The organism is Actinoplanes sp. NPDC049802 (assembly GCF_040656595.1).
Taxonomy (GTDB): domain Bacteria; phylum Actinomycetota; class Actinomycetes; order Mycobacteriales; family Micromonosporaceae; genus Actinoplanes.
In genome coordinates, this window is record NZ_JBFAMR010000003.1 from 31,521 (window position 1) to 51,996 (window position 20,476).

A 20,476-nucleotide genomic window follows, 5' to 3' on the forward strand; every position below is an offset into this window, starting at 1 on the left:
GTCATGATCGACTGCACCGAGCGGCAGCAACGGCGAGCGGCTCACCACGCCGCAGGCGAGGGCCAGGAGAGCATGACGAAGCCAGCACAGTCATGATCGACTGCACCGAGCGGCAGCAACGGCGAGCGGCTCACCACGCCGCAGGCGAGGGCCAGGAGAGCATGACGAAGCCAGCACAGTCATGACCGGTCCTCGGTGTACGGCTTCAAGAACTCCCGCTCCGCGTCGGACAGCCGCCGCGGATGGCCCTTGACCAGGTTGTACGGCACGCACACGGATTTCGCGCGGCTGGCCAGCACCCCGTCGTCGAACAGCTCGTAGGACACCGTGAACGCCGCCGCCCGCAACTCGGAGATCCACATCTCGATGCGGACCGGGTCACCGAAGTCGATGGGCCGCACGTAGTCGATCTCGTGGCGGGCGATCACGATGCCCTCCTCGAAGGAGCCCAGGCCGTGCGCCTTGGCCCCGACGAAGAACATCGCCACCCGCGCCTCCTCGTAGAGGGTGAGGAAGCGAGCGTTGTTGACGTGCCCGTACGCGTCCATGTCGGACCAGCGCACGGGCACGTCATAAGTGAAACGCATCAGCCGACCGGATCAGTCACGGGTAAGCTTGCGGTAGGTCACCCGGTGCGGCCGGGCCGCCTCGGCGCCCAGCCGTTCGATCTTGTTCTTCTCGTACGCCTCGAAGTTGCCCTCGAACCAGAACCACTTGTCCGGGTCCTCGTCGGTGCCCTCCCACGCCAGCATGTGGGTGGTGACCCGGTCCAGGAACATCCGGTCGTGGGAGATGACCACGGCGCAACCGGGGAACTCGAGCAGCGCGTTCTCCAGGCTGGAGAGCGTCTCCACGTCCAGGTCGTTGGTCGGCTCGTCGAGCAGGATCACGTTGCCGCCGATCTTCAGCGTCATCGCGAGGTTGAGCCGGTTCCGCTCGCCGCCGGACAGCACCTTGACCGGTTTCTGCTGGTCCGGGCCCTTGAAGCCGAAGGCGGCGACGTAGGCGCGGGACGGCATCTCGACCTTGCCGACCATCATGTAGTCGAGACCGTCGGAGACGACCTCCCAGACGGTCTTGCTGCCGTCCAGGCCGGCCCGGTTCTGGTCGACGTAGGACAGCTTGACCGTCTCGCCGACCCGCACCGAGCCGGCGTCCGGCTGCTCCAGCCCGACGATGGTCTTGAACAGGGTGGTCTTGCCGACGCCGTTCGGGCCGATGATGCCGACGATGCCGTTACGTGGCAGCGAGAACGACAGGTGGTCGATCAGCACACGGCCGTCGAAGCCCTTGACCAGGTCCTGTGCCTCGATGACGGTGCTGCCCAGACGCGGGCCCGGCGGGATCTGGATCTCCTCGAAGTCCAGTTTCCGGGTCTTCTCCGCCTCGGTGGCCATCTCCTCGTACCGCTCGAGACGGGCCTTGCTCTTGGTCTGCCGGGCCTTGGCGTTGGACCGGACCCACTCGAGCTCCTCGGTGAGGCGCTTCTGCAGCTTCTGGTCCTTGCGGCCCTGCACCGCGAGACGGGCGGCCTTCTTGTCCAGGTAGGTGGAGTAGTTGCCCTCGTACGGGTACGCGCGGCCGCGGTCCAGCTCGAGGATCCAGGTGGCCACGTTGTCCAGGAAGTACCGGTCGTGGGTGATCGCGATGACCGTGCCGGCGTACTTGGACAGGTGCTGCTCCAGCCAGTTCACACTCTCGGCGTCGAGGTGGTTGGTCGGCTCGTCGAGCAGCAGCAGGTCGGGCGCTTCGAGCAGCAGCTTGCACAGCGCCACCCGGCGGCGCTCACCACCGGAGAGCTGGGTGACGTCGGCGTCCGGCGGCGGGCAGCGCAGCGCGTCCATCGCCAGCTCGAGCTGGGCGTCGATGTCCCACGCGTTGGAGTGGTCCAGCTCCTCCTGGAGCTTGCCCATCTCCTCCATCAGCTCGTCGGTGTAGTCCGTCGCCATCTGCTCGGCGATCTTGTTGAACCGCTCGAGCTTGGCCTTGGTCTCGGCGACCGCTTCCTCGATGTTGCCGAGGACGGTCTTCTCCTCGTTGAGCGGCGGCTCCTGCGCGAGCATGCCGACGGTGTAACCGGGCATGAGCCGGGCCTCGCCGTTGCTCGGCGTGTCCAGGCCCGCCATGATTTTCAGCAGACTGGACTTACCGGCGCCGTTCGGGCCGACCACACCGATCTTGACGCCTGGCAGGAAGTTCAGCGTCACGTTGTCGAGCACGACCTTGTCGCCGTGCGCCTTGCGCGCCTTTTCCAGGACGTAGATGAACTGGGCCACGGGGTGCCCTACCTCCGAGATCGTGATTGTCAGGCTTTCAGTCCGCTCATGGGCGGCGGGTGCGGTGGTTGGATGGCGGTGCCGGGATCAAAGGACAATCTTTCCACCTGCCCCCGCGCGGCGAACGACAACCCCGGGGCTGTCACTCCGCGACGACCTTCTGCTCCTCGACCCGGCCGTCCACGTGCGTGATCACCAGACGGTCGCCGTTGACCGTGAAGGTCGAGCCGTCGGCGGCCACCGCCTGGAACTCGCGGCCCGTCCCGTCGTGTGTGACGCCGGTCAGGAACAGCGCCGTCTTGTTCTCCACCCATTTGGCCTCACCGCCACCCTTGTTGGCGTGGTAGTAGAGGTTGGCCTGCCGGTCCTGGCAGATCCACACGACCGTACGGCTCTCGGTCCGGACCCGCAGCACCTGGCGCAACTCGCCGTCGGCGCCCGCCTTCTGCCCCATCACCTGCGTCTCCGGGCGGCACAACTGCTCGACCGGCAGCAGGACCGACCCCTGCGTGACCGGCTCCGGCTCGCGATCCCGCGACAGCAGATACCCGGTGACCAGGCCGCCTACCGTGAGCACCGCCGTGGTGATCACCACAGGTAGGAACAACGGCCGCGGTCGCTGGGAATGATCATCGAGCGGGGTCACGGGCACAGGATGACACCCGGTCCCCTGCGGGTCCATCACGCATCGGTCCAGGCGGCCGTGCGGAGGTGGTGAGAAAGCGGGAGCTTACACACAGTAGGCTCACGATGGGAACAGAAACCACTCGGAGGTGTACTCAGCGTGGCCCAACGAAGTTCCTTCGTCGTCGTCGCCAACCGTCTGCCCGTGGACGAGGTAACTACGCCGGACGGTGAGAAGCAGTGGCGGCCCAGTCCGGGCGGCCTGGTCACAGCCCTGCACCCGGTCCTCATGGAGCATCGCGGCACCTGGATCGGCTGGGCCGGCGGGACAGGCGAAGCGCCTGAGCCGTTCGACCTGGAGGGCATCCACATCCACCCGGTTCCACTCAGCGACGAGGAACTGGAACGCTATTACGAGGGCCAGTCGAACGCGACGATCTGGCCGCTCTACCACGACGCGGTGGAGACACCCGTCTACAAACGGCGCTGGCGGGAGACGTACCGGGTGGTCAATCACCGGTTCGCGCAGGCCGCCGCGGAGGTCGCCGAGGAGGGCGCCACCGTCTGGGTGCAGGACTACCAGTTGCAGCTGGTTCCGTCCATGCTCCGGGAGATGCGCCCGGACCTGCGGATCGGGTTCTTCCTGCACATCCCGTTCCCGCCGATCGAGCTGTTCATGCAGATGCCGTTCCGGGCCGAGATCCTGCGCGGCCTGCTCGGCGCCGACCTGGTCGGCTTCCAGCAGCGGCTGGCCGCGCAGAACTTCGTCCGGCTGGCCCGGCACCTGCTCGGCCTGCGCTACACCGGCCAGTCGATCCAGGTGGACGGGCGCGAGGTCAAAGCCGGCGCCTTCCCGATCAGCATCGACACCGCCGACATGGAGCGGCTCGCCGCCGATCCGGCGGTGCAGGCGCGGGCCAAACAGATCCGCGCCGAACTGGGCGATCCGAAGACGATCGTGCTCGGCGTCGACCGGCTGGACTACACCAAGGGCATCGAGCTGCGTCTCAAGGCGTTCCGCGAGTTGCTCGCCGACGGCAAGCTCAACGTCGGTGACGCGGTGATGGTGCAGGTCGCCACGCCGAGCCGGGAACGGGTCGAGCACTACCAGACGCTGCGGGTTCGGGTCGAGCGCGAGGTCGGCCGGATCAACGGCGAGTTCGGCCGGGTCGGCACGCCGGCCGTGCACTACCTGCACCAGTCGGTCAGCAAGCAGGAGCTGGCCGCGATGTACGCGGCGGCCGACGTGATGATGGTGACCCCGCTGCGCGACGGCATGAATCTCGTCGCCAAGGAGTACGTGGCCTGCCGCGGCGACACCGGTGGCGCGCTGGTGCTCAGCGAGTTCGCGGGGGCGGCCACCGAGCTGCGCCAGGCGTTCCTGTGCAACCCGCACGACCCGGACGGGGTGAAGGACACGCTGCTGCGTGCGGTCGGCGCCGAACAGCCGGAGCTCAAACGCCGGATGCGGGTCATGCAGCGCCATCTGCGGACCCATGACGTGGCCCGGTGGGCCAAGTCGTTCCTCGACGAGCTCGGCGTCGGGGAGCAGAAGACAGAGGAGTGAGATCGGGCGCCGGGCCGTTTCGGCCCGGCGTCCCTTTCCCGGTACGGGTGACGCGCGCTGTCCGCCGGCGACTGCCGTTCAGCCGGCGACTGCCGTTCAGCCGGCGACTGCCGTTCAGCCGGCGGCTGCCGTTCAGCCGGCGGCCGGGGTGAAGCCTTCCGCCACCGCCACGACCTCGCCGATCACGACCACCGCCGGCGGGCGGATCCCGGCGGCCGTGGTCTCCCCGGCCACCGCGCCGAGCGTGCTGGTCAGGGACCTCTGGTGGGCCGTCGATCCCTCCTGCACGACCGCGACCGGGGTCTGCGCCGAGCGTCCCTCGGCGATCAACCGCTCCGCGATCCTCGGCAGGTTCTTCAGGCCCATCATCACCACCACGGTGCCGCGCATCCGGGCCAGCGCCGCCCAGTCGACGAGCGTGTCCGGGTGATCCGGCGGGATGTGCCCGGAGATGACGGTGAACTCGTGCGCCACCCCGCGGTGGGTGACCGGGATACCGGCCAGCGCGGGCGCGGCGATCGAGCTGGTCACACCGGGAACCACCTGCACCGGCACGCCGGCCAGGGCACAGGCGAGGGCCTCCTCGCCGCCGCGGCCGAAGACGAAGTTGTCGCCGCCCTTGAGCCGGACCACGAACCTTCCCTGGGAGGCCCGGTCGACCAGGATCCGGTTGATCTCCTCCTGGGCGGCCTGCGGACCGTACGGGATCTTGGCGGCGTCGATCAGCTCCACCTCAGGGCGCAGCTCGCCGAGGAGCACGCCGGGGACCAGCCGGTCGGCGACCACCACGTCCGCGGCGGCCAGCAGGCGGCGTCCCTTCACGGTGATCAGCTCCGGGTCGCCCGGGCCCGCGCCGACCAGGGCCACACCCTTGAGCTCCGGGGTGGCCGGCGGGGTCGCCTCCAGGACGGTGGCCACCATGTCGCGCACCGCCATGGCGCGGCGACGGTCGCCGCCGTCGGTCACCGCCACGGTCACCTGGCCGTGCCGGGTGACGGCCGGGGTCCAGGCGGTGGCTGCTTCGCGGTCGTCCGCCCGTACGCAGAAGATCCGTTGCTCCTCGGCCGCCAGGCTGACCCGGGCCGCCGCCTCCGGATCGTCGATCGCGACATGGACCAGCCACGCGCCCTCGACGTCGCCGGGCGCGAAGCGCCGCGGTGTCCAGACGGCCCGGCCGGCGTCGACGTGTCCCCGCAGCGTGGGGGTCAGCTCCGGCGCCACGATCTCGACCCGGGCGCCCGCCGCGATGAGCGCCGGCACCCGGCGGGTGGCGACCGTGCCCCCGCCGACCACCAGCACGCGGCGGCCCTCCAGCCGCAGGCCCAACGGATAGATGCTCACTTCTCGGACACTCCCGCGGAATCGAACGTCGCCACCTCGTGCAGCACGCGCACGGCGGCCGACACGACGGGCAGGGCGAGCACCGCGCCGCTGCCCTCGCCCAGGCGCATGCCCAGGTCGAGAAGCGGTTCCAGGCCGAGGTGCGCGAGCGCCACGGTGGCGCCCGGCTCGGCGGAGCGGTGCCCGGCGACCATCGCGGCCACCGAGTCCGGGGCGAAGGCCGCCGCCGCGACCGCGGCCGACGCAGCGATCACACCGTCGACGATGACCGGCACACGGCGCGCGGCGGCGCCCAGGATGAACCCGGTCAGCGCGGCGTGCTCCAGGCCGCCGACCGCGGCGAGGACACCCAGCGGGTCGGCGGGGTCGGGCGTGTGCCGCTGGAGGGCGGCCGCCACCACCGAGATCTTGTGGGAATACGTCTCGTCGTCGACGCCGGTGCCCCGCCCGGTCGCCGCCGCGGCCGACGTGCCGGTGAACGCGGCGATGAGCGCGGCGGCCGGCGTCGTGTTGGCGATGCCCATGTCACCGGTGAGCAGCGCGCGGGCGCCCTGGTCGACGAGCGTCCCGGCGACCTGGATGCCGACTTCGACGGCGGCCAGCGCCTCCTCGCGGGTCAGCGCCGGCCCGGTCGTCATGTCCCGGGTGCCGCGCCGCACGTTCGCGTCCAGCAGGGTCGGCCCGCCGTGCAGCGGGATGGCGACACCGACGTCGATCACCATGACGTCCGCGCCGACCTGCCGGGCGAACGCGTTGACCACCGCCCCACCGGCGACGAAGTTCGCCACCATCTGCGCGGTGACCTCCTGCGGCCACGGTGTCACCCGCTGGGCGTGCACCCCGTGGTCACCGGCGAAGACCGCGACGGTCGCCGGCGCCGGCAGCGGCGGCGGGCACACACCGGCCAGGCCGGCCAGGCGCACCGACAACTCCTCCAGCAAGCCCAGCGACCCGGCCGGCTTGGTCAGCCGCGCCTGCAACTCGCGGGCGGCGGTCATCGCCCCGTCATCGGCGGGCCGGATGGCCTTCAGGGTCGTCTCCAGCGTCACAGTCGCTCCTCGATCACGTCGGTCAGAGTGTGCACGAATCCGTCAGTGGTGGCAGTGTCGCGCACCGCGATCCGGAGCCAGTCGAGGCCCAGTCCCGGGAAGGTGTCGCCACGGCGCACCGCGTAGCCACGTCGGCGCAGCTCAGTACGTATCTGATCGGCGGCGGGGAGGCGTACCGGAACGAAAGCGGAGGCCGGGTCGCCGGGAACCGTGACGCTCGGCACTCGCCGCAACCGTTCCACCAGATGGGCACGCTCGGCGGCGAGCGCCGCCGCGATCTCCCGCTCGGCCGCGACAGCGACCGGCGAGGCGCAGGCGGTCGCCGCGGCCAGCGCCGGCGTGGAGACCGCCCACAACGGCTGCGCGGCGGCCAGACGCCGCAGCAGATCGGCCGGCCCGAGCAGGTAGCCGATGCGCAGCCCGGCCAGGCCCCAGGTCTTGGTGAGGCTGCGCAGCACCACCAGGCCGGGCAGGTCGCCGCGGTCGGCCAGTGACTCCGGCTCGCCCGGCACGCCCGGCCGGAAGGTGGTGTCGGCGAACGCCTCGTCGACCACCAGCACCCGGCCCGGACGGGCCAGTTTCGCCACGTCCGCGGCCCCGTGCAGGACCGAGGTGGGGTTGGTCGGGTTGCCGACGAAGACCAGGTCGGAGTCCTCCGGAACCAGGCCCGGGTCGAGCCGGAAGCCGTCCGGCTCACGCAGGATCACCCGCTCCACCCGGTGACCGGCGTTGCGCAGCGCCGCCTCCGGCTCGGTGAACTGCGGATGCACCACCACCGGCCGCCGGGCCCCGCGCAACGCCTGCGCCAGCAGCACGAAGCCCTGGGCGGCGCCCGCCGTGAGCAGCACCTCGCCCGGGTCCCGGCGGTGCCGGGCCGCGACGGCCGCGGTGGCCTTCCGCTCGTCCGGGTACGCCGACAGTGTGCCCAGCGACTCGGCGATCGGCCCGGCCAGCCAGCCGGGCATGGTCTGATGCCGCACGTTGACCGCGAGATCGATCAGGCCCGCCCCCACCTCGACGTCGCCGTGATGATCGAGATCGAACGTCATGGGGCCAGCATGCCTGACGGCCTTCGAGGCCACACTTCGGCCGTTCCGGGCGAACATGAGGCCGTTTGTCTTACCTTCGAAGAGTGACGAGCCGACGCCTAACCGTAGCCGGAAGAGTCGCCCTCCTGATCCGGGCCGGCCTCATCGCGGGCCTGGTCCTCGCCGGGCTCTCCTACCCCTTCGCCGCGCTGGCCGGGATGGGGGTCAAAGCCGGCTCCGAAGCCCTGGAGAACATGCCCGAACAGCTCACCGAGGCGCCCCCGGCCCAGACCACCTACGTCTACGCGGCCGACGGCAAGACGCTGCTCACCATGTTCTACGAGGAACACCGCAAGCACACGGCGCTCGCCGACATGTCGCCATACATGATCAAGGCGATCGTGGCATCCGAGGACGCCCGCTTCTACGAGCACAACGGCGTCGACCCGAAAGGTGTGGCCCGCGCGTTCGTCGCCAACCAGAAGGCCGGCGGCGTCTCCCAGGGCGCGTCCACGCTCACCATGCAATACGTCCGGATGGCGCTGCGGGACAGCGCCAAGACGCCCAGCGAGGCGCTCGAGGCCACCGAACAGACCGCCACCCGCAAACTGCGTGAGATGCGCCTCGCCGTCGAGGTCGAACAACGGCTCAGCAAGGACGAGATCCTCGAGCGGTATCTGAACGCCGCCTACTACGGCCACCGCGCCTACGGCATCTTCGCCGCCTCCCAGGTCTTCTTCTCCAAGGCGCCACGCGACCTCAGCCTCACCGAGGCGGCCCTGCTCGCCGGGCTCGTCAAGGCGCCCTCCGCCTACGATCCGGCCACCAAGGACCGGCGCGCCGCCCTGGAACGCCGCAACTACGTCATCGATCAGATGCTCAAGATGAACGCGATCACCGCCGAGCAGGCCGCCACCGCCCACCGAACGAAGATCAAACTCAAGCTGAGCACCCCGCCCAACGACTGCGTCTCCGTGTCCCCGAAACACAACGACTGGGGCTTCTTCTGCGACTACTTCAAGAGCTGGTGGCGGGAACAACCGGCCTTCGGCCGCACCCCCCAGGAACGCGAGGCCGAGCTGCGCCGCGGCGGCTACCGGGTGGTCACCTCCATCGACCCCAAGATCCAGCGGTACGCGATGCGCCACGTCCTGGAGAAGGAAGGACGCCGCAGCCCCTTCGCCCACGGGCAGGTCGTCGTCCAGCCCGGCACCGGCCGGGTGCTGAGCATGGCCGTCAACCGGACCTACTCCCTCGACCAGGAGAAGAACGGCCGGCACAGCGACCGGCGGCAGGACGACGACGTGAAAGGCAACTACCCCAACACGGTCAACCCGCTGCTCGGCGGCGGTGACATGGCCGGTTACCAGGCCGGATCCACCTTCAAGATCTTCACCATGCTGGCCGCCCTGGAAGCCGGGCTGCCGCTGTCCACCTCCTTCTACTCGCCGCAACGGTTCGTCTCCCGTTACATCACCGCGCCCGGGCCGGCCACCTGCGGCATCCACTGGTGCCCGAAGAACTCCAGCGAATCGATGACCGGCACACAGAACATGTGGAGCGGATTCGGCAAATCGGTCAACACCTACTTCGTGCAGCTGGAACAACGCGTCGGCGCGGACAAGGCGGTACGCATGGCGGAACGTCTCGGGCTGCGCTGGCGGACCGCCGTCGACAAGAGACTCGCCACCAAGGAACACGCCTCCGGTTGGGGCGCCTTCACCCTCGGTGTCAGCGACGCCACCCCGGTCGAGATCGCGAACGTCTTCGCCACCCTGGCCGCGGAAGGCCGCTACTGCGAGCCGCTGCCGGTGATCAGCATCCGCGACCCCGACGGCTCCCACGCCGTCCACGGCGAACGGCTGATCGCCGAGCCCCGCTGCCACCAGGCCGTCAAGACCAACGTGGCCCGCGCGGCCACCGATGCGGCCCGCTGTGTGACCGGCTACGGGGCGGCCCGCGGCGGCTGCGGCTGGGGCACCTCCGAGATGGTGTACGGCGTCCTGCAACGCCCGGTCGCCGGCAAGAGCGGCACGACCGACGGCAACAAGACCGCCTGGTTCAGCGGCTACACCCCCCAGCTGGCGGCATCGGCCTTCGTCGCGGACCCGGACAACCCGGAGCATCTGGTCGGCTCGGGCCGCTCGACGATGTCGAAATACACGGTTGCCCAGACGCTGCGGGACGCCCTCGAGGACGAACCCGAACTCAGATTCACACCCCCGTCCGACAAGCTCGTCTGGTGGTGACCCGCGGCGTGGTGCGTGACACCCATCGCCGGCGGCGTTCACCAGACGGCCGGGCGCCGGTCGCCGGTCGACGTTCACCCGGCGGTCGCCGGTCGTGTTCACCCGACGGCCCGCGTCGTCAGTCGAGGGCCGGGACGGCTGGTCGGGGAGCGTGAGCCGGGTGGCGGCGGGGTGGGCGCCAAGCCGGGTCGCGACCGGCCAGACCGACCGCCTGGGCGAGCAGGTCCTCCTCCGGATCGACCGGAACGCGGGGGCCGAACCGGTCAGGACTGCCCTCGGCGGGGCCTTGACCGAGGAACTCGATCAAGTGCTCCAGGGTGCGCGGGTCGGCCGCATAGTCCTGGCCGGTGGCGCGAGCCAGATCCCAACCATGCATGACCAGCTCATTCATCGCGACGGCACCCATCGCGGTGGCGGGCAACGTGACGCCACCCGCCTGGGCTGTGCCGCTCCAGGCGGCCGGATCCTTCCAAGCGATGGACAGCTCGGCCAGCAGCACCGGGAGGCGGCTGCGCCAGTGGCGTGACAGATGTGCGGCGGACGGCTCAGGTGGTGGGCCGTCGACGCCCGGCCCACCCGAACGTTTCCGGGCGGTCAGGGTGAAGGCGTGCGCCAGACCCATCAGATGATCGAGCAGCGCGGCCACCGGCCAGCCCGGGCAGGGCGTCGGCGCGGTCAGGTCACGGTCGTCGACGCCCAACAGCAGGGCTCGGATCTGACGAACCGGCGGGTCGAAATCCAGCGGCACACGATCGGCCACGATCCACCTCCTTCGGTTCTCGTAGCCTCACGGTACGAGGGGGGTGCGACAACTTCGCAGGCTGTGATCCGGCCTTTCGCACGCTGGGTCGCTTCCTGCGGCGAAACCCGTACCGCCGCCGCTCCGACCGCCGCGGACGGGCCGGGCTCAACCGCCTCGGCCGGGCGGCGGCACGTGCCACCGCCCGGAGGACCCACTCTCCGGGCGGGAACTCGCCACTACCGGCCCCGCTGCCGCCAGGCGCCCGCCGAGGCTCGCCGGAACCAGCCGCCACAACCCACGCCCGGCAGACGGCCGCCGAAGGCCGGCCGCCGCAACCTGCTCCGCCGGATGACCGTTGCGGCCGGCAGGAACAGTCTTGTCAGGACCGCTCGGGGAAATCGGGGGCGGGGTGGTCGTCCGGGTGTGAACTGCCCGGGCCCGGCGGCATCCCGTGGTCCGGGCCCGGCATGTCGGGGCCGGATGATCTGCCGTTGCCCGGGTGGCCCGCCGGCGGCAGCACCTGTCCCTGCAGCACGATCGGGCTGGAGGACGGGGGCATGCCCTGGCCGGGCGGGAAAGCGGGGCCGGGACTGGTCGGCATCCCCTGACCGGGAATGCCGGGGCGAGGCCCGAACCCACCCGGGGCGGACGGGCCGGGGCCGGAAGGGCCGGGCCCCGAACGCCCCGGTCCGCCGGGAACCCCAGTGCCGGCGTGGTCCGGTCCGGGACCGCGGAGGCCGGGATGTCCCGGCCCCGAAACACCCTGGCCGGGCACGTCAGAGCCGGGGAACTCCGGACCGAACATGCCCGGGCCGGGGAAGTCCTGTCCCGGCCTGCCCGGACCGGGGAAGTCCTGTACCGGCCTGCCCGGGCCAGGGAGGTCTCGGCCGAACCCGTCCGGGCCGGCGAAATCCGGGCCCGGCCTGCCCGGTCCCGGGAAGTCACGACCGAACATCTCCGGGCCCGTGTTGCCGTGGCCGGGCAGGCCCGGGGCGGGGAAGTCCTGGCCGAACACGTCCGGGCCGCCGTTGCCGTGGCCCGGGCCGTACATCTCCGCCGTGGAACCGGCCTGACCCGCACCGGAAGCGTTGTGAGATGGGTGCATCATGCTTTGCGGCGCACCCGCCGGAAGCGGGCCCGGGGCGGTCAGCACGACCGTTTCCGGGGCGCCTTGGGCGGGCGGGCCGCTCGGGCCCGCTCCGGGCGGAGAACCCTGGACCGGCGGAAGGCCGGCGCCGGCCGGCACCATGCCCGGGTGACCGGCGGGAGACATTCCCGGCGGGCCGGACGGAACACCCGAGGGCATGCCGTGCGAGGAGCCGATCGTCATACCCTGCGGCGGGCCGGACGGCACCCCGGGCGGTGGGGCAACGGGCTGGCCCGGCGACGCGGCGCCTTGCGGGCCGGCGTGCGCGGCGGCGACGAGACGGCGGGCGATCTCCGGGGCGGCGGCCCAGTGCAGGCCCAACTGGGAGGCGTGCACCTGGCGCCAGACGAAGCCTTCCGGGTTGCCGCCGGACCAGGTCCAGGCCGGGTTCGCGCCGGACCGCGGGGCGACGACCGCGCGGTGCTGCTTGTAACCGGTGATCCGGGCGCCCGCGGGGGCCAGCACCGACGTGCCGGGGGCGGTCGCCTCGCGGTAGCCGGCGACGGTCTGCTCCCCGGTGGTGGCGGTGGCGTCGAGGACCCCGCACATGGGGCGCCCGTCGAGTTCCCGGCCGAGCCACGGCAGGGCGACACCCTCGGCCACCACCGGCCAGCCGTCGCGGGCGAACTGGGCGACCGCCGAGCAGAGGCGGCGATTGGCGGAGAGCTCTTCCGCGTACCCCTCCGGGAGGCCCGCGCCCACCACCAGGCCGCGCGTGCCCGGAGGCAGCGCCTCGTCGCGCAGCGGGTCGACGACCGCGACGTCGGCGCCGGCGGCGGTGAGCAACTCCACAGTCTCGACATAGGTGTAAGGGGCGCCCTGGCCGCCGGCCAGGGCGATCAGGGGCCGCTGATCGAACTGGACGTCCCCGGCTGCCTCGGCCGGGGACCACAGTGGGCCCGGTATCGGCGGCGCGGACGCGGCCAGCGCCATCAGCCGGTCCATGTCGAGGGCGCTCGACACCGCCTCGCCGAGGCGGCGCACGGCGCGGCCTGCCTCGACGGTCCGGTGCGCGACCGGGACGAGCCCGTGCGACCGGGCGGGCAACACGTTGGGAAGGTCACCGCGGTGCAAGGCGCCGAGCACCGGCATGCCGATGTCGTCCATCGCGCTGCGCAGCATCTGCTCGTGCCGTTCGGAGGCGACCCGGTTCAGGATGACGCCGCCCAGATGCACCATCTCGTCGAACATCCGGAAGCCGTGCACGAGGGCAGCCAGCGAATGACCCATCGCGGCGACGTCCACCACGAGCACGACCGGGGCGCGCAGGGCGGCCGCGACCGATGCGGTGCCGTCGACCTCCGGCTGGCCGGTGAGGCTGTCGAACAGGCCCATCGCGCCCTCGATGACGGTGACCTGGGCACCCGACGCGCCGTGCGCGAAGAGAGGCGCGACACGCTGCGCGCCGACCAGACGTGGGTCGAGGTTGCGGCCGGGCCGTCCGGCCGCCAATCCGAGGTACGCCGCATCGGTGTGATCCGGGCCGACCTTGAAGCCCGCGGTCGGGATGCCCCGTCCGCTGAGCGCGGCGAGCAGTCCCACGGCGATCGCCGTCTTGCCGTGGCCGGACGACGGCGCGCTCACGACCAGACGAGGCTGGGCGGTGATCAATGTCTCCCCCGAGGATTCCGCAGGCTGCCGCCACATCTCGTCGACTGCCGGATCTCGCAGACTACCTGGCTGCGGCAGGGTCCACCGCCTCGCCGGGTAGCCTCAGGGGGTGTACCGGTTCCTGCTGACCCCCCGCTGGCTGGCCGCGGCCGCGCTCACCGTCGTCGCCTCGATGGTGATGGTCGTGCTCGGCAACTGGCAGTTGCACCGGTATCAGGAACGCACTGCCATCAACGAGCGGATCGACGCGGCGAACGCCGTCGATCCCGTCGCATTGACGTCGGTCCTTGCCGCGCCGACCGCCGCGGGCACACCGGGCGCGGCCCCCGGAGAGGCGCTGGCCTGGACAAAGGTGACCCTCAGCGGCCGCTACGACCCGGCCAACGAGATCCAGGCGCGGGGTCGCACGGTGGGCAGCAAGGTCGGTTTCGAGATCCTCACGCCGCTCGTCCTGGAGGACGGCACGGCGGTTCTGGTGGACCGCGGCTGGGTGCCGGCGCCGCCGGGCGGTGCGCTCGCCGCACCTGAGGTCCCGGCCGCCCCGACCGGGCAGGTGACGGTCGTCGGGCAGATTCACCTGTCGGAAAGCCGACCCGCGCCGGTTGACCGCCGGGACGGCCGCCTGGACACCCGGCGGATCAACGTGCCGCGCCTCGCCACCGAGCTTCCCTTCCCGGTGTACGGGGCGTATGTCCTTCTGACGGAGCAGACCCCGGCCGCCGATCCGGCGTTCGTCGCGATCCCGATCCCGCACGAGGACTCCTGGCAGAACGGTGGTTACGCCGTCCAGTGGTGGATCTTCGCCGGGATGGTCTACGTCCTGTTCGGCTGGCAGGCCCGCCGCGAGGCCCAGGAGTCGGTGGGTGGTTCCGGTGGCCCGGCAGGCGCCCGGCCCGCGAAGAAGACCCACCGGCCCCGCGACCGGGTCGAAGAAGCCGACCAGCGGGCCGCCTCACGCGACCGGGTCGAAGAAGCCGACCAGCGGGCCGCCTCACGCGACCGGGTCGAAGAAGCCGACCAGCGGGCCGCTTCGCGGGCCACGACCGCGACCGCGGACCGGCCGGAGAGCGACTAGCGTCCCGGCCGCGCCCGGAACGCCGGCGAATCGCCGGATCGAGGTAGGAGGGTGACAGGCACCCCGAGCGCCGCCTCGCGGCGATCGGGGAGGGCGAATAGGCTGACGGCATGACCTTCCCGCCTGGTGATCCGTGGGGCGCGCCCGCTCCCTCGCCGGAGCCGGAGAGTCCGGCGCTTCCGGCACCCACCGGCCCGGTCATCGTGGAGATCGCTGAGATTCACGTCACGTCGACGCTGGTCCGGACGCCGGTGGGTGATCTGCCGCTCGCCGGTTCCCGATGGCATGTCACCGATCACTGGCTTTCCCAGCGGCGTACACCGATGTGGGCGAAGGTCGCGGCTTTCGTCGCGATCTGCCCGACCGGCGGCCTCAGCCTGCTGCTCCTGCTGGTCAAGGAGACGGTTCCGAAGGGCACGGTGCACGTCACCGTGACCAGCGGCGCCCATCAGTATGTGGCCCGCGTCCCGGTCGGTCGCGAAGGCGACGTGGCGTCGATCAACCAGCAGGTCAACTACGTCCGCAGCCTGGCGGCGATCTAGGACCGGGCCCACCCGTCCCGGTGGCGGCGACCCGTGCCGGCCCCCGCGATGTCGGCCCCGCGAATCTCGCCTTTCGCTGACACGAACCCGGCAGCCCTCGAACCCGGCAGCCCACGAGAACCCGACAGGGCACGAACCCGGCAGGGCACGAACCCGGCAGGCCGTTGTCGCAGTCGCCGTGAGTCTCAGACGCCGGTGGCGGCGGCTCCGGGGTGCAGTGCCCGCACCATGTCGATGGTGTCGGCTTCGGCGGCGGTCTTGTCGTCGCGGTAGCGGAGTACCCGGGCGAATCGCAGGGCGACCCCGCCCGGGTAGCGGGGTGACGTCTGAACGCCGTCGAAGGCGATCTCCACGACCTGTTCCGGCCGGACCCGGACCACCCAGCCGTCGTCGGAGACGGCCAATTCCTTGAATCGCTCGGTCTGCCAGCGCAGCAGCTCGTCGGTGAGCCCCTTGAACGTCTTGCCGAGCATCACGAACCCGCCGGTCTCCGGGTCACGCGCTCCGAGGTGCAGGTTGGAGAGCCGGCCGCGCCGGCGGCCGCTGCCCCACTCGACGGCGAGGACGACCAGGTCGAGGGTGTGGCGTGGTTTCACCTTGACCCAGGCGGCGCCCCGGCGGCCCACGTCGTAGGGCGCGTCAGGTGCCTTGATCACGACGCCTTCCTGCCCGGCGGCGAGGGCGGCGGCGAACGCGGCGGCGGCCTGTTCCCCGGTCCGGGCTTCGGTGCGGCCGACGATGAGGGGGTCCGGCAGCGTGTCGGCCAGGGCCGCCCATCTCACCCGGCCGGGTTGGTCTAGCAGGTCGGCGCCGTCGAGGTGCAGCAGATCGAAGAAGTACGGCCGGAGACCGCTCGCCGGGGCGCCCCGCGTCGCCGCGCGGCTCGACGTCTCCTGGAACGGGCGGGGCCGCCCGGTCTCGTCGAGCGCCATGGCCTCGCCGTCGAGAATCGCCTCGCGCAGCGGCAGCTCACGAACCGCGGCGACCACCTCGGGCAGCCGGGCGGTGATGTCGTCGAGGCTGCGGGTGTAGACGGCCACCTCTTCGCCGGATCGGTGCACCTGGATGCGGATGCCGTCGAGTTTCGTGTCGACCACTGCCGGGGCGCCGGTGGCGACGAGGGCGGCCGCAACGTCGGGCGCGCTGCTGGCCAGCATCGGGCTGAGCGGGGTGCCGACCCGCAGCTGTATCCCGGCGAGCGCGGCCGCGCCACCGCCGAGCGCGGCCGCGGCCACCGTCTTGATGTCGCCGCAGAGCAGCAGGGCCCGGCGGACCGCGGTGGCGGGCACCTCGGCCGCCAGGGCGACCGCCTCGGCCAGCAGCCCGGTCTGAGCGCCCTGGCGCAGCTCACCGCTGAACAGGCCGACGAGCAGCCGCTGCTCCTCGCCTGTGGCGGCGGCGAAGAGGGCGCCGAGCAGTTGCTTGCGGCGGGCCTGCGAACCGGCCCCGGCGACGGTCGAGATCTCCTGGATCGCGGCGTCGACCCCGGCGACGGTGAGGGTCGCCTCCGCGGCGGCGGGTGGCCGCTCACGCAGCGACGCATAACCCACACCGGTCTGCCGCTGCCGCAGCTCACCTGCCAGGTAGGCGGCCCCGGCGACGATCTCGCCCGGGTCCAGGCGCCGCAGCGCCCCGGCAACCAGCTCGATCTTGGCTTTCCGTCCCGATGTCGCGGTGACGGCCGCCGAGGTGGCCGCTATGTCGATGAACCGCACGATTCCCATCCTGACAGCCGGTCACGTCTTTCGTGTCCCCTCACGCACGGGGATGCTTCGCCGACGCCTTTGCGCCGGACACGCGGGCCGACGCGCCAGACCTCCGGCCGGCGCCGGGAGGCTCCCGGCCCGCTCACCGGCGCCCGGCCCGCGGGTGGGTGCTTCGCCCGAACATCCGGGAGGGGCCGCGACGACGGCGTGGCGGTAGGACGGAGTCTGGACTGTCATGCGGCCCTGGGCTCCTCGATGCGGAAGCCGCGGGCGCGGACCGCGTCGGCGACCCGGGCCAGCTCGAAGTCGAGCGTGCACAGCACCCGGGAGAGGTCGTCGAGGTGATCGGTGAGAGTGGCGTCGTCCCACCCGGAGACGTCGACGTCTCCGAGCGCGTGGGCGGCGGCGCGGAGCCGGGCGATCGACTCGATCCGCTCCCGGGTGCGGAGACGGTCGAGCGGGGCGCGCGACCCGGAGGTCACCCGGGTGGCGCGGCCGGCCAGCGCGGCCGACATGCATTGCGCGGCGGAGAGCCGCTGGGCGGTCGGAACGGGCCGCGTGGCCGACGTGGGTTGTGCGGCCGGAATGCTCGGTGCAGGCGATGCAGTCGAACGCATGTTCGAATCCTAACAGGATTGATCGCCTCCGCCACCCGGTGATCCACCCTGTGGACAACCGGGTCTCACCTGGCCATGGCGTGCCGGAACAGGGTGTCGGCCTCGGCCGGCTCGGCCCGCGCCGCGACGAAGCCATCCGGTCTGACCAGGTAGAACAGCCCCGGCCGCAGCACGGTGGCGGGTGCCGGGGCAAAGATGTGCACCGGCACGCCCAGGTCGGGCGCGTCAGCCGCGGTGACCCCGCCGTACGCGTGAATCTGCCAGCAGGCGGCGCGCAGAGCCGCATGGTTGCCGTCGGCCCACGGCAACCGCCGGCCGACCACCGGATCCCGGCGACGGCCGGTGGACGCACCCGGGTCGAGGCGATAGTGGATCCGGATCTGAGACACGTACTGAAAGAGCCGTGACCCACCGGAGGAACCGGGCAGCGCGCGCACCGCGACCGGCGCGACCAGCGGCACGGCGATCCGCCGCAGGACGCGCAGCGGCATCCGGTTGGAGGTGACGGCCCCGAAGACCCGGTCGGTGGTGGCGACGAGTTTCCGGGCGACCGGGCGGCGTTCGGCCTCGTAGCGGTCCAGCCAGCCGTCCTTGCGGGTACCGCGCAGCACGTCGGCGAGTTTGAAGGCGAGGTTGTGGGCGTCCTGCAGCCCCGTGTTCATGCCCTGGCCGCCGACCGGCGAATGCACGTGGGCGGCGTCTCCGGCCAGCAGGAACGGCCCGTCCCGGAAGGCGGCGGCGACCCGATGATGCACCCGGTACGTGGCGAACCAGCGGGACCGCCCGTAGGTGACCCCGAACGTCCGCCGCATCCGGGCGCGCGCGTCCTCCTCGTCCAGCGTGCCGTCACCGTCCTCGTCGCGGACCAGGCCGATCAACCGCCAGCTGCCCTCGCCGCGCATCGGGAAGGCGAGCAGGAAATCGTCCCGGTACGGGCGGACGTTGATCGCGTCCGGCTGGAGCCCTGCGGCGCCTGTCGCATCGAGCACGAAGAACCGGTGCGGGTTGGTGACACCCTCGAAGTCGATCCGCCGCGCCTTCCGGACGATCGAGTTGGCGCCGTCGCAGCCGACACAGAACCGGGCCCGGACGGTGTGGTTGCCGACCTTGGCCTCCACACCGTCCTCGGTCTGCACGACGGCGGTGACCGGCGACTCCCAGAGCACCTCACCGCCGAGCTTCTGCAGATTCTCGTAGAGGATCTCCTCGTTACGGCTCTGCTCGAGCACCTCGATGTACGGAAAAGGAGTGACCGTCCCGCCGAGGGGCCCGAGCGGGATCCGCCCGAAACTGCGCGCACCGAAACCGGGCGAGAGCGCCTCCGCCCGGTGTGCGGCCTCCAGCACCTGATCGCCGATGCCGAGCTGGTCGTAGATCTCCAGACTGCGCGCCTGCACCACCAGTGCCCGGGACTCGATCGTCGGGCCGTCCTTGCCGTCCGCGACGATCACCTGAACCCCGAGCCTGGTCAGCCAGTTGGCGAGCATCAGCCCGGTGGGGCCGGCGCCAACCACCAGGACCTCGCACGACAGCTCGGCCATCAGCCACCCCGATCTACCTCGTCATGGTCTCCGCGACGTTCTTGAGCAGCAGCGCCTCGGCGGCGCAGACACGCTCGAACTCGCCGAGGTGCAGGCTCTCGTCCGGCCCGTGCGCGCTCGAGTACGGGTCCTCCACACCGGTCACCAGGATCGCGGCGTCTGGGAACAGCTCCTGGAAGGTGGCGATGAACGGGATCGACCCGCCGATGCCCATGTCGACCGGCTCGGTGCCGTCCCACGCGGCACGGAAGGCGGCGCGGGCCGCGTCATACACCGGGCCGGTCGCGTCGATCACGCACGGCTGGCCGTCGCTCTCCAGCGTGACCTCGAGCTGAGCGCCCCAGGGAACGTTCTTCTCCAGGTGGGCGCGCACCGCGTCGTACGCCGACCGAGGGTCCTCGCCCGGCGCCAGCCGGACGCTGATCTTCGCCTTCGCGGTGGGCTGGAGCGCGTTCGCCGCCTCGAGCGTGCCGGGAGCGTCGATGCCGAGCACGGAGATGGACGGCTTCGTCCAGATGCGGTCGGTGATCGTGCCGCGGCCGATCAGGTCGACGCCGTCGAGGATGCCAGCCTCGTGCCGGAACCGGTCCGCCGGATAGTCGACGCTCGCGCCCTCCCTGCCCACCAGACCGGACACCGCCACCTCGCCGTCGTCGTCGTGCAGCGTCGACAGCAGACGGGACAGGGTGATCAGCGCGTCCGGCACAGGACCGCCGAACATGCCACTGTGCACGGCGTTCTTCAGCACCCTGACCTCGGCGAACATGTTGACCAGGCCGCGCAGCGACGTGGTCAGCGCGGGACGGCCGACCTCCCAGTTACCGGAATCGGCGATCACGATGACATCGGACCGCAGCTCCTCCAGATGCTCCTGGATGATCGTGTCCAGGGAGTCGGAGCCGTACTCCTCCTCGCCCTCGACGAAGACGACCACACCCACCGGCAGCCGGTCACCGAACGCGCGCAACGCCGCGACGTGGGCCATCACGCCCGCCTTGTCGTCGGCGGCGCCGCGGCCGTAGAGCCGCCCGTCCCGCTCGACCGGCTCGAACGGATCACTGGTCCACAACGCGGGGTCACCGGCGGGCTGAACGTCGTGGTGGGCATAGAGCAGTACGGTGGGCGCGCCCGCCGGCGCCGCCTTCCGCCCGATCACGGCGGGCTGGCCGCCGTGCCGGACGATCTCGGTGTCGAGCCCGCACCCGCGCAGCAACTCGGCGACCGCCACGGCGGAACGCTCGACATGCGAGTGGTCGAAACCCTCGAAGGCGATGCCCGGGATACGCACCAGCCGCTCCAGGTCAGCGCGGACACCAGGCATCTCGCGCCGGATCGCGGCGCGCAGATCGGATTCACTCAGG

Annotated in this window: 16 protein-coding genes; 4 read left to right on the plus strand and 12 right to left on the minus strand. The window is 71.6% G+C overall.

The window, feature by feature from the left end:
* Nucleotides 1–179 precede the first annotated feature (179 nt).
* From AB0I88_RS02815 to AB0I88_RS02825, 3 genes are all read right to left on the minus strand, one after another.
* On the minus strand, nucleotides 180–587 hold the full coding sequence (locus tag AB0I88_RS02815) for a thioesterase family protein (RefSeq protein ID WP_361017594.1): 408 nt from the start codon (nucleotides 585–587) through the stop codon (nucleotides 180–182).
* 12 nt (nucleotides 588–599) lie between these two features.
* Complete coding sequence (gene ettA / locus AB0I88_RS02820) at nucleotides 600–2,276, minus strand: energy-dependent translational throttle protein EttA (RefSeq protein WP_361017595.1); 1,677 nt, start codon at nucleotides 2,274–2,276, stop codon at nucleotides 600–602.
* A 142-nt stretch (nucleotides 2,277–2,418) separates the two neighbouring features.
* The gene (locus AB0I88_RS02825) at nucleotides 2,419–2,922 is read right to left on the minus strand and encodes a hypothetical protein (protein ID WP_361017597.1); all 504 of its coding nucleotides are present in this window, start codon (nucleotides 2,920–2,922) and stop codon (nucleotides 2,419–2,421) included.
* Nucleotides 2,923–3,060: 138 nt separating this feature from the next.
* Between AB0I88_RS02825 and AB0I88_RS02830 the strand changes: the two genes are divergently transcribed.
* A complete protein-coding gene (locus AB0I88_RS02830) occupies nucleotides 3,061–4,467 on the plus strand; it encodes a trehalose-6-phosphate synthase (protein ID WP_361017599.1) in 1,407 nt (468 codons plus the stop codon).
* 132 nt (nucleotides 4,468–4,599) lie between these two features.
* Here AB0I88_RS02830 and cobA read toward each other — a convergent pair whose 3' ends face one another.
* The 3 genes from cobA to cobC are packed head-to-tail and all read right to left on the minus strand — an operon-like array spanning nucleotide 4,600 to nucleotide 7,963.
* The gene (gene cobA / locus AB0I88_RS02835) at nucleotides 4,600–5,808 is read right to left on the minus strand and encodes a uroporphyrinogen-III C-methyltransferase (protein ID WP_361017601.1); all 1,209 of its coding nucleotides are present in this window, start codon (nucleotides 5,806–5,808) and stop codon (nucleotides 4,600–4,602) included.
* On the minus strand, nucleotides 5,805–6,857 hold the full coding sequence (gene cobT / locus AB0I88_RS02840) for a nicotinate-nucleotide--dimethylbenzimidazole phosphoribosyltransferase (protein ID WP_361017602.1): 1,053 nt from the start codon (nucleotides 6,855–6,857) through the stop codon (nucleotides 5,805–5,807). The genes cobA and cobT overlap by 4 nt, the downstream gene beginning before the upstream one ends.
* Nucleotides 6,854–7,963 carry an Rv2231c family pyridoxal phosphate-dependent protein CobC gene (gene cobC, locus AB0I88_RS02845; protein ID WP_361017604.1) on the minus strand — a complete coding sequence of 370 codons (1,110 nt, stop codon included), beginning with the start codon at nucleotides 7,961–7,963 and terminating at the stop codon, nucleotides 6,854–6,856. The genes cobT and cobC overlap by 4 nt, the downstream gene beginning before the upstream one ends.
* A 26-nt stretch (nucleotides 7,964–7,989) precedes the next feature.
* Between cobC and AB0I88_RS02850 the strand changes: the two genes are divergently transcribed.
* Nucleotides 7,990–10,134 (plus strand): transglycosylase domain-containing protein, encoded by a 2,145-nt coding sequence (locus tag AB0I88_RS02850; protein WP_361017606.1) that lies wholly within the window; start codon nucleotides 7,990–7,992, stop codon nucleotides 10,132–10,134.
* A 118-nt stretch (nucleotides 10,135–10,252) separates the two neighbouring features.
* Here the strand turns inward: AB0I88_RS02850 and AB0I88_RS02855 are convergent, their stop codons facing one another.
* Together AB0I88_RS02855 and AB0I88_RS02860 are read right to left on the minus strand one after the other, a co-directional pair.
* On the minus strand, nucleotides 10,253–10,894 hold the full coding sequence (locus AB0I88_RS02855; protein WP_361017608.1) for a TIGR03086 family metal-binding protein: 642 nt from the start codon (nucleotides 10,892–10,894) through the stop codon (nucleotides 10,253–10,255).
* A 361-nt stretch (nucleotides 10,895–11,255) separates the two neighbouring features.
* On the minus strand, nucleotides 11,256–13,607 hold the full coding sequence (locus AB0I88_RS02860) for a cobyrinate a,c-diamide synthase (RefSeq protein WP_361017610.1): 2,352 nt from the start codon (nucleotides 13,605–13,607) through the stop codon (nucleotides 11,256–11,258).
* Nucleotides 13,608–13,743: 136 nt separating this feature from the next.
* Here AB0I88_RS02860 and AB0I88_RS02865 point away from each other — a divergent pair, with 136 nt between their 5' ends.
* Together AB0I88_RS02865 and AB0I88_RS02870 are read left to right on the plus strand one after the other, a co-directional pair.
* Entirely contained in the window at nucleotides 13,744–14,709 is a 966-nt protein-coding gene (locus AB0I88_RS02865; protein ID WP_361017612.1) for an SURF1 family protein, read from the plus strand.
* 110 nt (nucleotides 14,710–14,819) lie between these two features.
* Entirely contained in the window at nucleotides 14,820–15,251 is a 432-nt protein-coding gene (locus AB0I88_RS02870) for a hypothetical protein (RefSeq protein WP_361017614.1), read from the plus strand.
* Between the two features lie 185 nt (nucleotides 15,252–15,436).
* Here the strand turns inward: AB0I88_RS02870 and AB0I88_RS02875 are convergent, their stop codons facing one another.
* The 4 genes from AB0I88_RS02875 to AB0I88_RS02890 all read right to left on the minus strand — a co-directional run bounded on the left by AB0I88_RS02875 (nucleotide 15,437) and on the right by AB0I88_RS02890 (nucleotide 20,475).
* A complete protein-coding gene (locus tag AB0I88_RS02875) occupies nucleotides 15,437–16,975 on the minus strand; it encodes an ATP-dependent DNA ligase (protein ID WP_361017615.1) in 1,539 nt (512 codons plus the stop codon).
* 215 nt (nucleotides 16,976–17,190) lie between these two features.
* A complete protein-coding gene (locus tag AB0I88_RS02880; protein ID WP_361017969.1) occupies nucleotides 17,191–17,379 on the minus strand; it encodes a hypothetical protein in 189 nt (62 codons plus the stop codon).
* Between the two features lie 260 nt (nucleotides 17,380–17,639).
* Nucleotides 17,640–19,115, minus strand: coding sequence for an FAD-dependent monooxygenase (locus tag AB0I88_RS02885; RefSeq protein WP_361017617.1), 1,476 nt, complete (start codon nucleotides 19,113–19,115; stop codon nucleotides 17,640–17,642).
* Nucleotides 19,116–19,128: 13 nt separating this feature from the next.
* Nucleotides 19,129–20,475, minus strand: a complete 1,347-nt coding sequence (locus tag AB0I88_RS02890; RefSeq protein ID WP_361017971.1) for a dipeptidase — start codon at nucleotides 20,473–20,475, stop codon at nucleotides 19,129–19,131.
* Nucleotide 20,476: the final 1 nt, after the last annotated feature.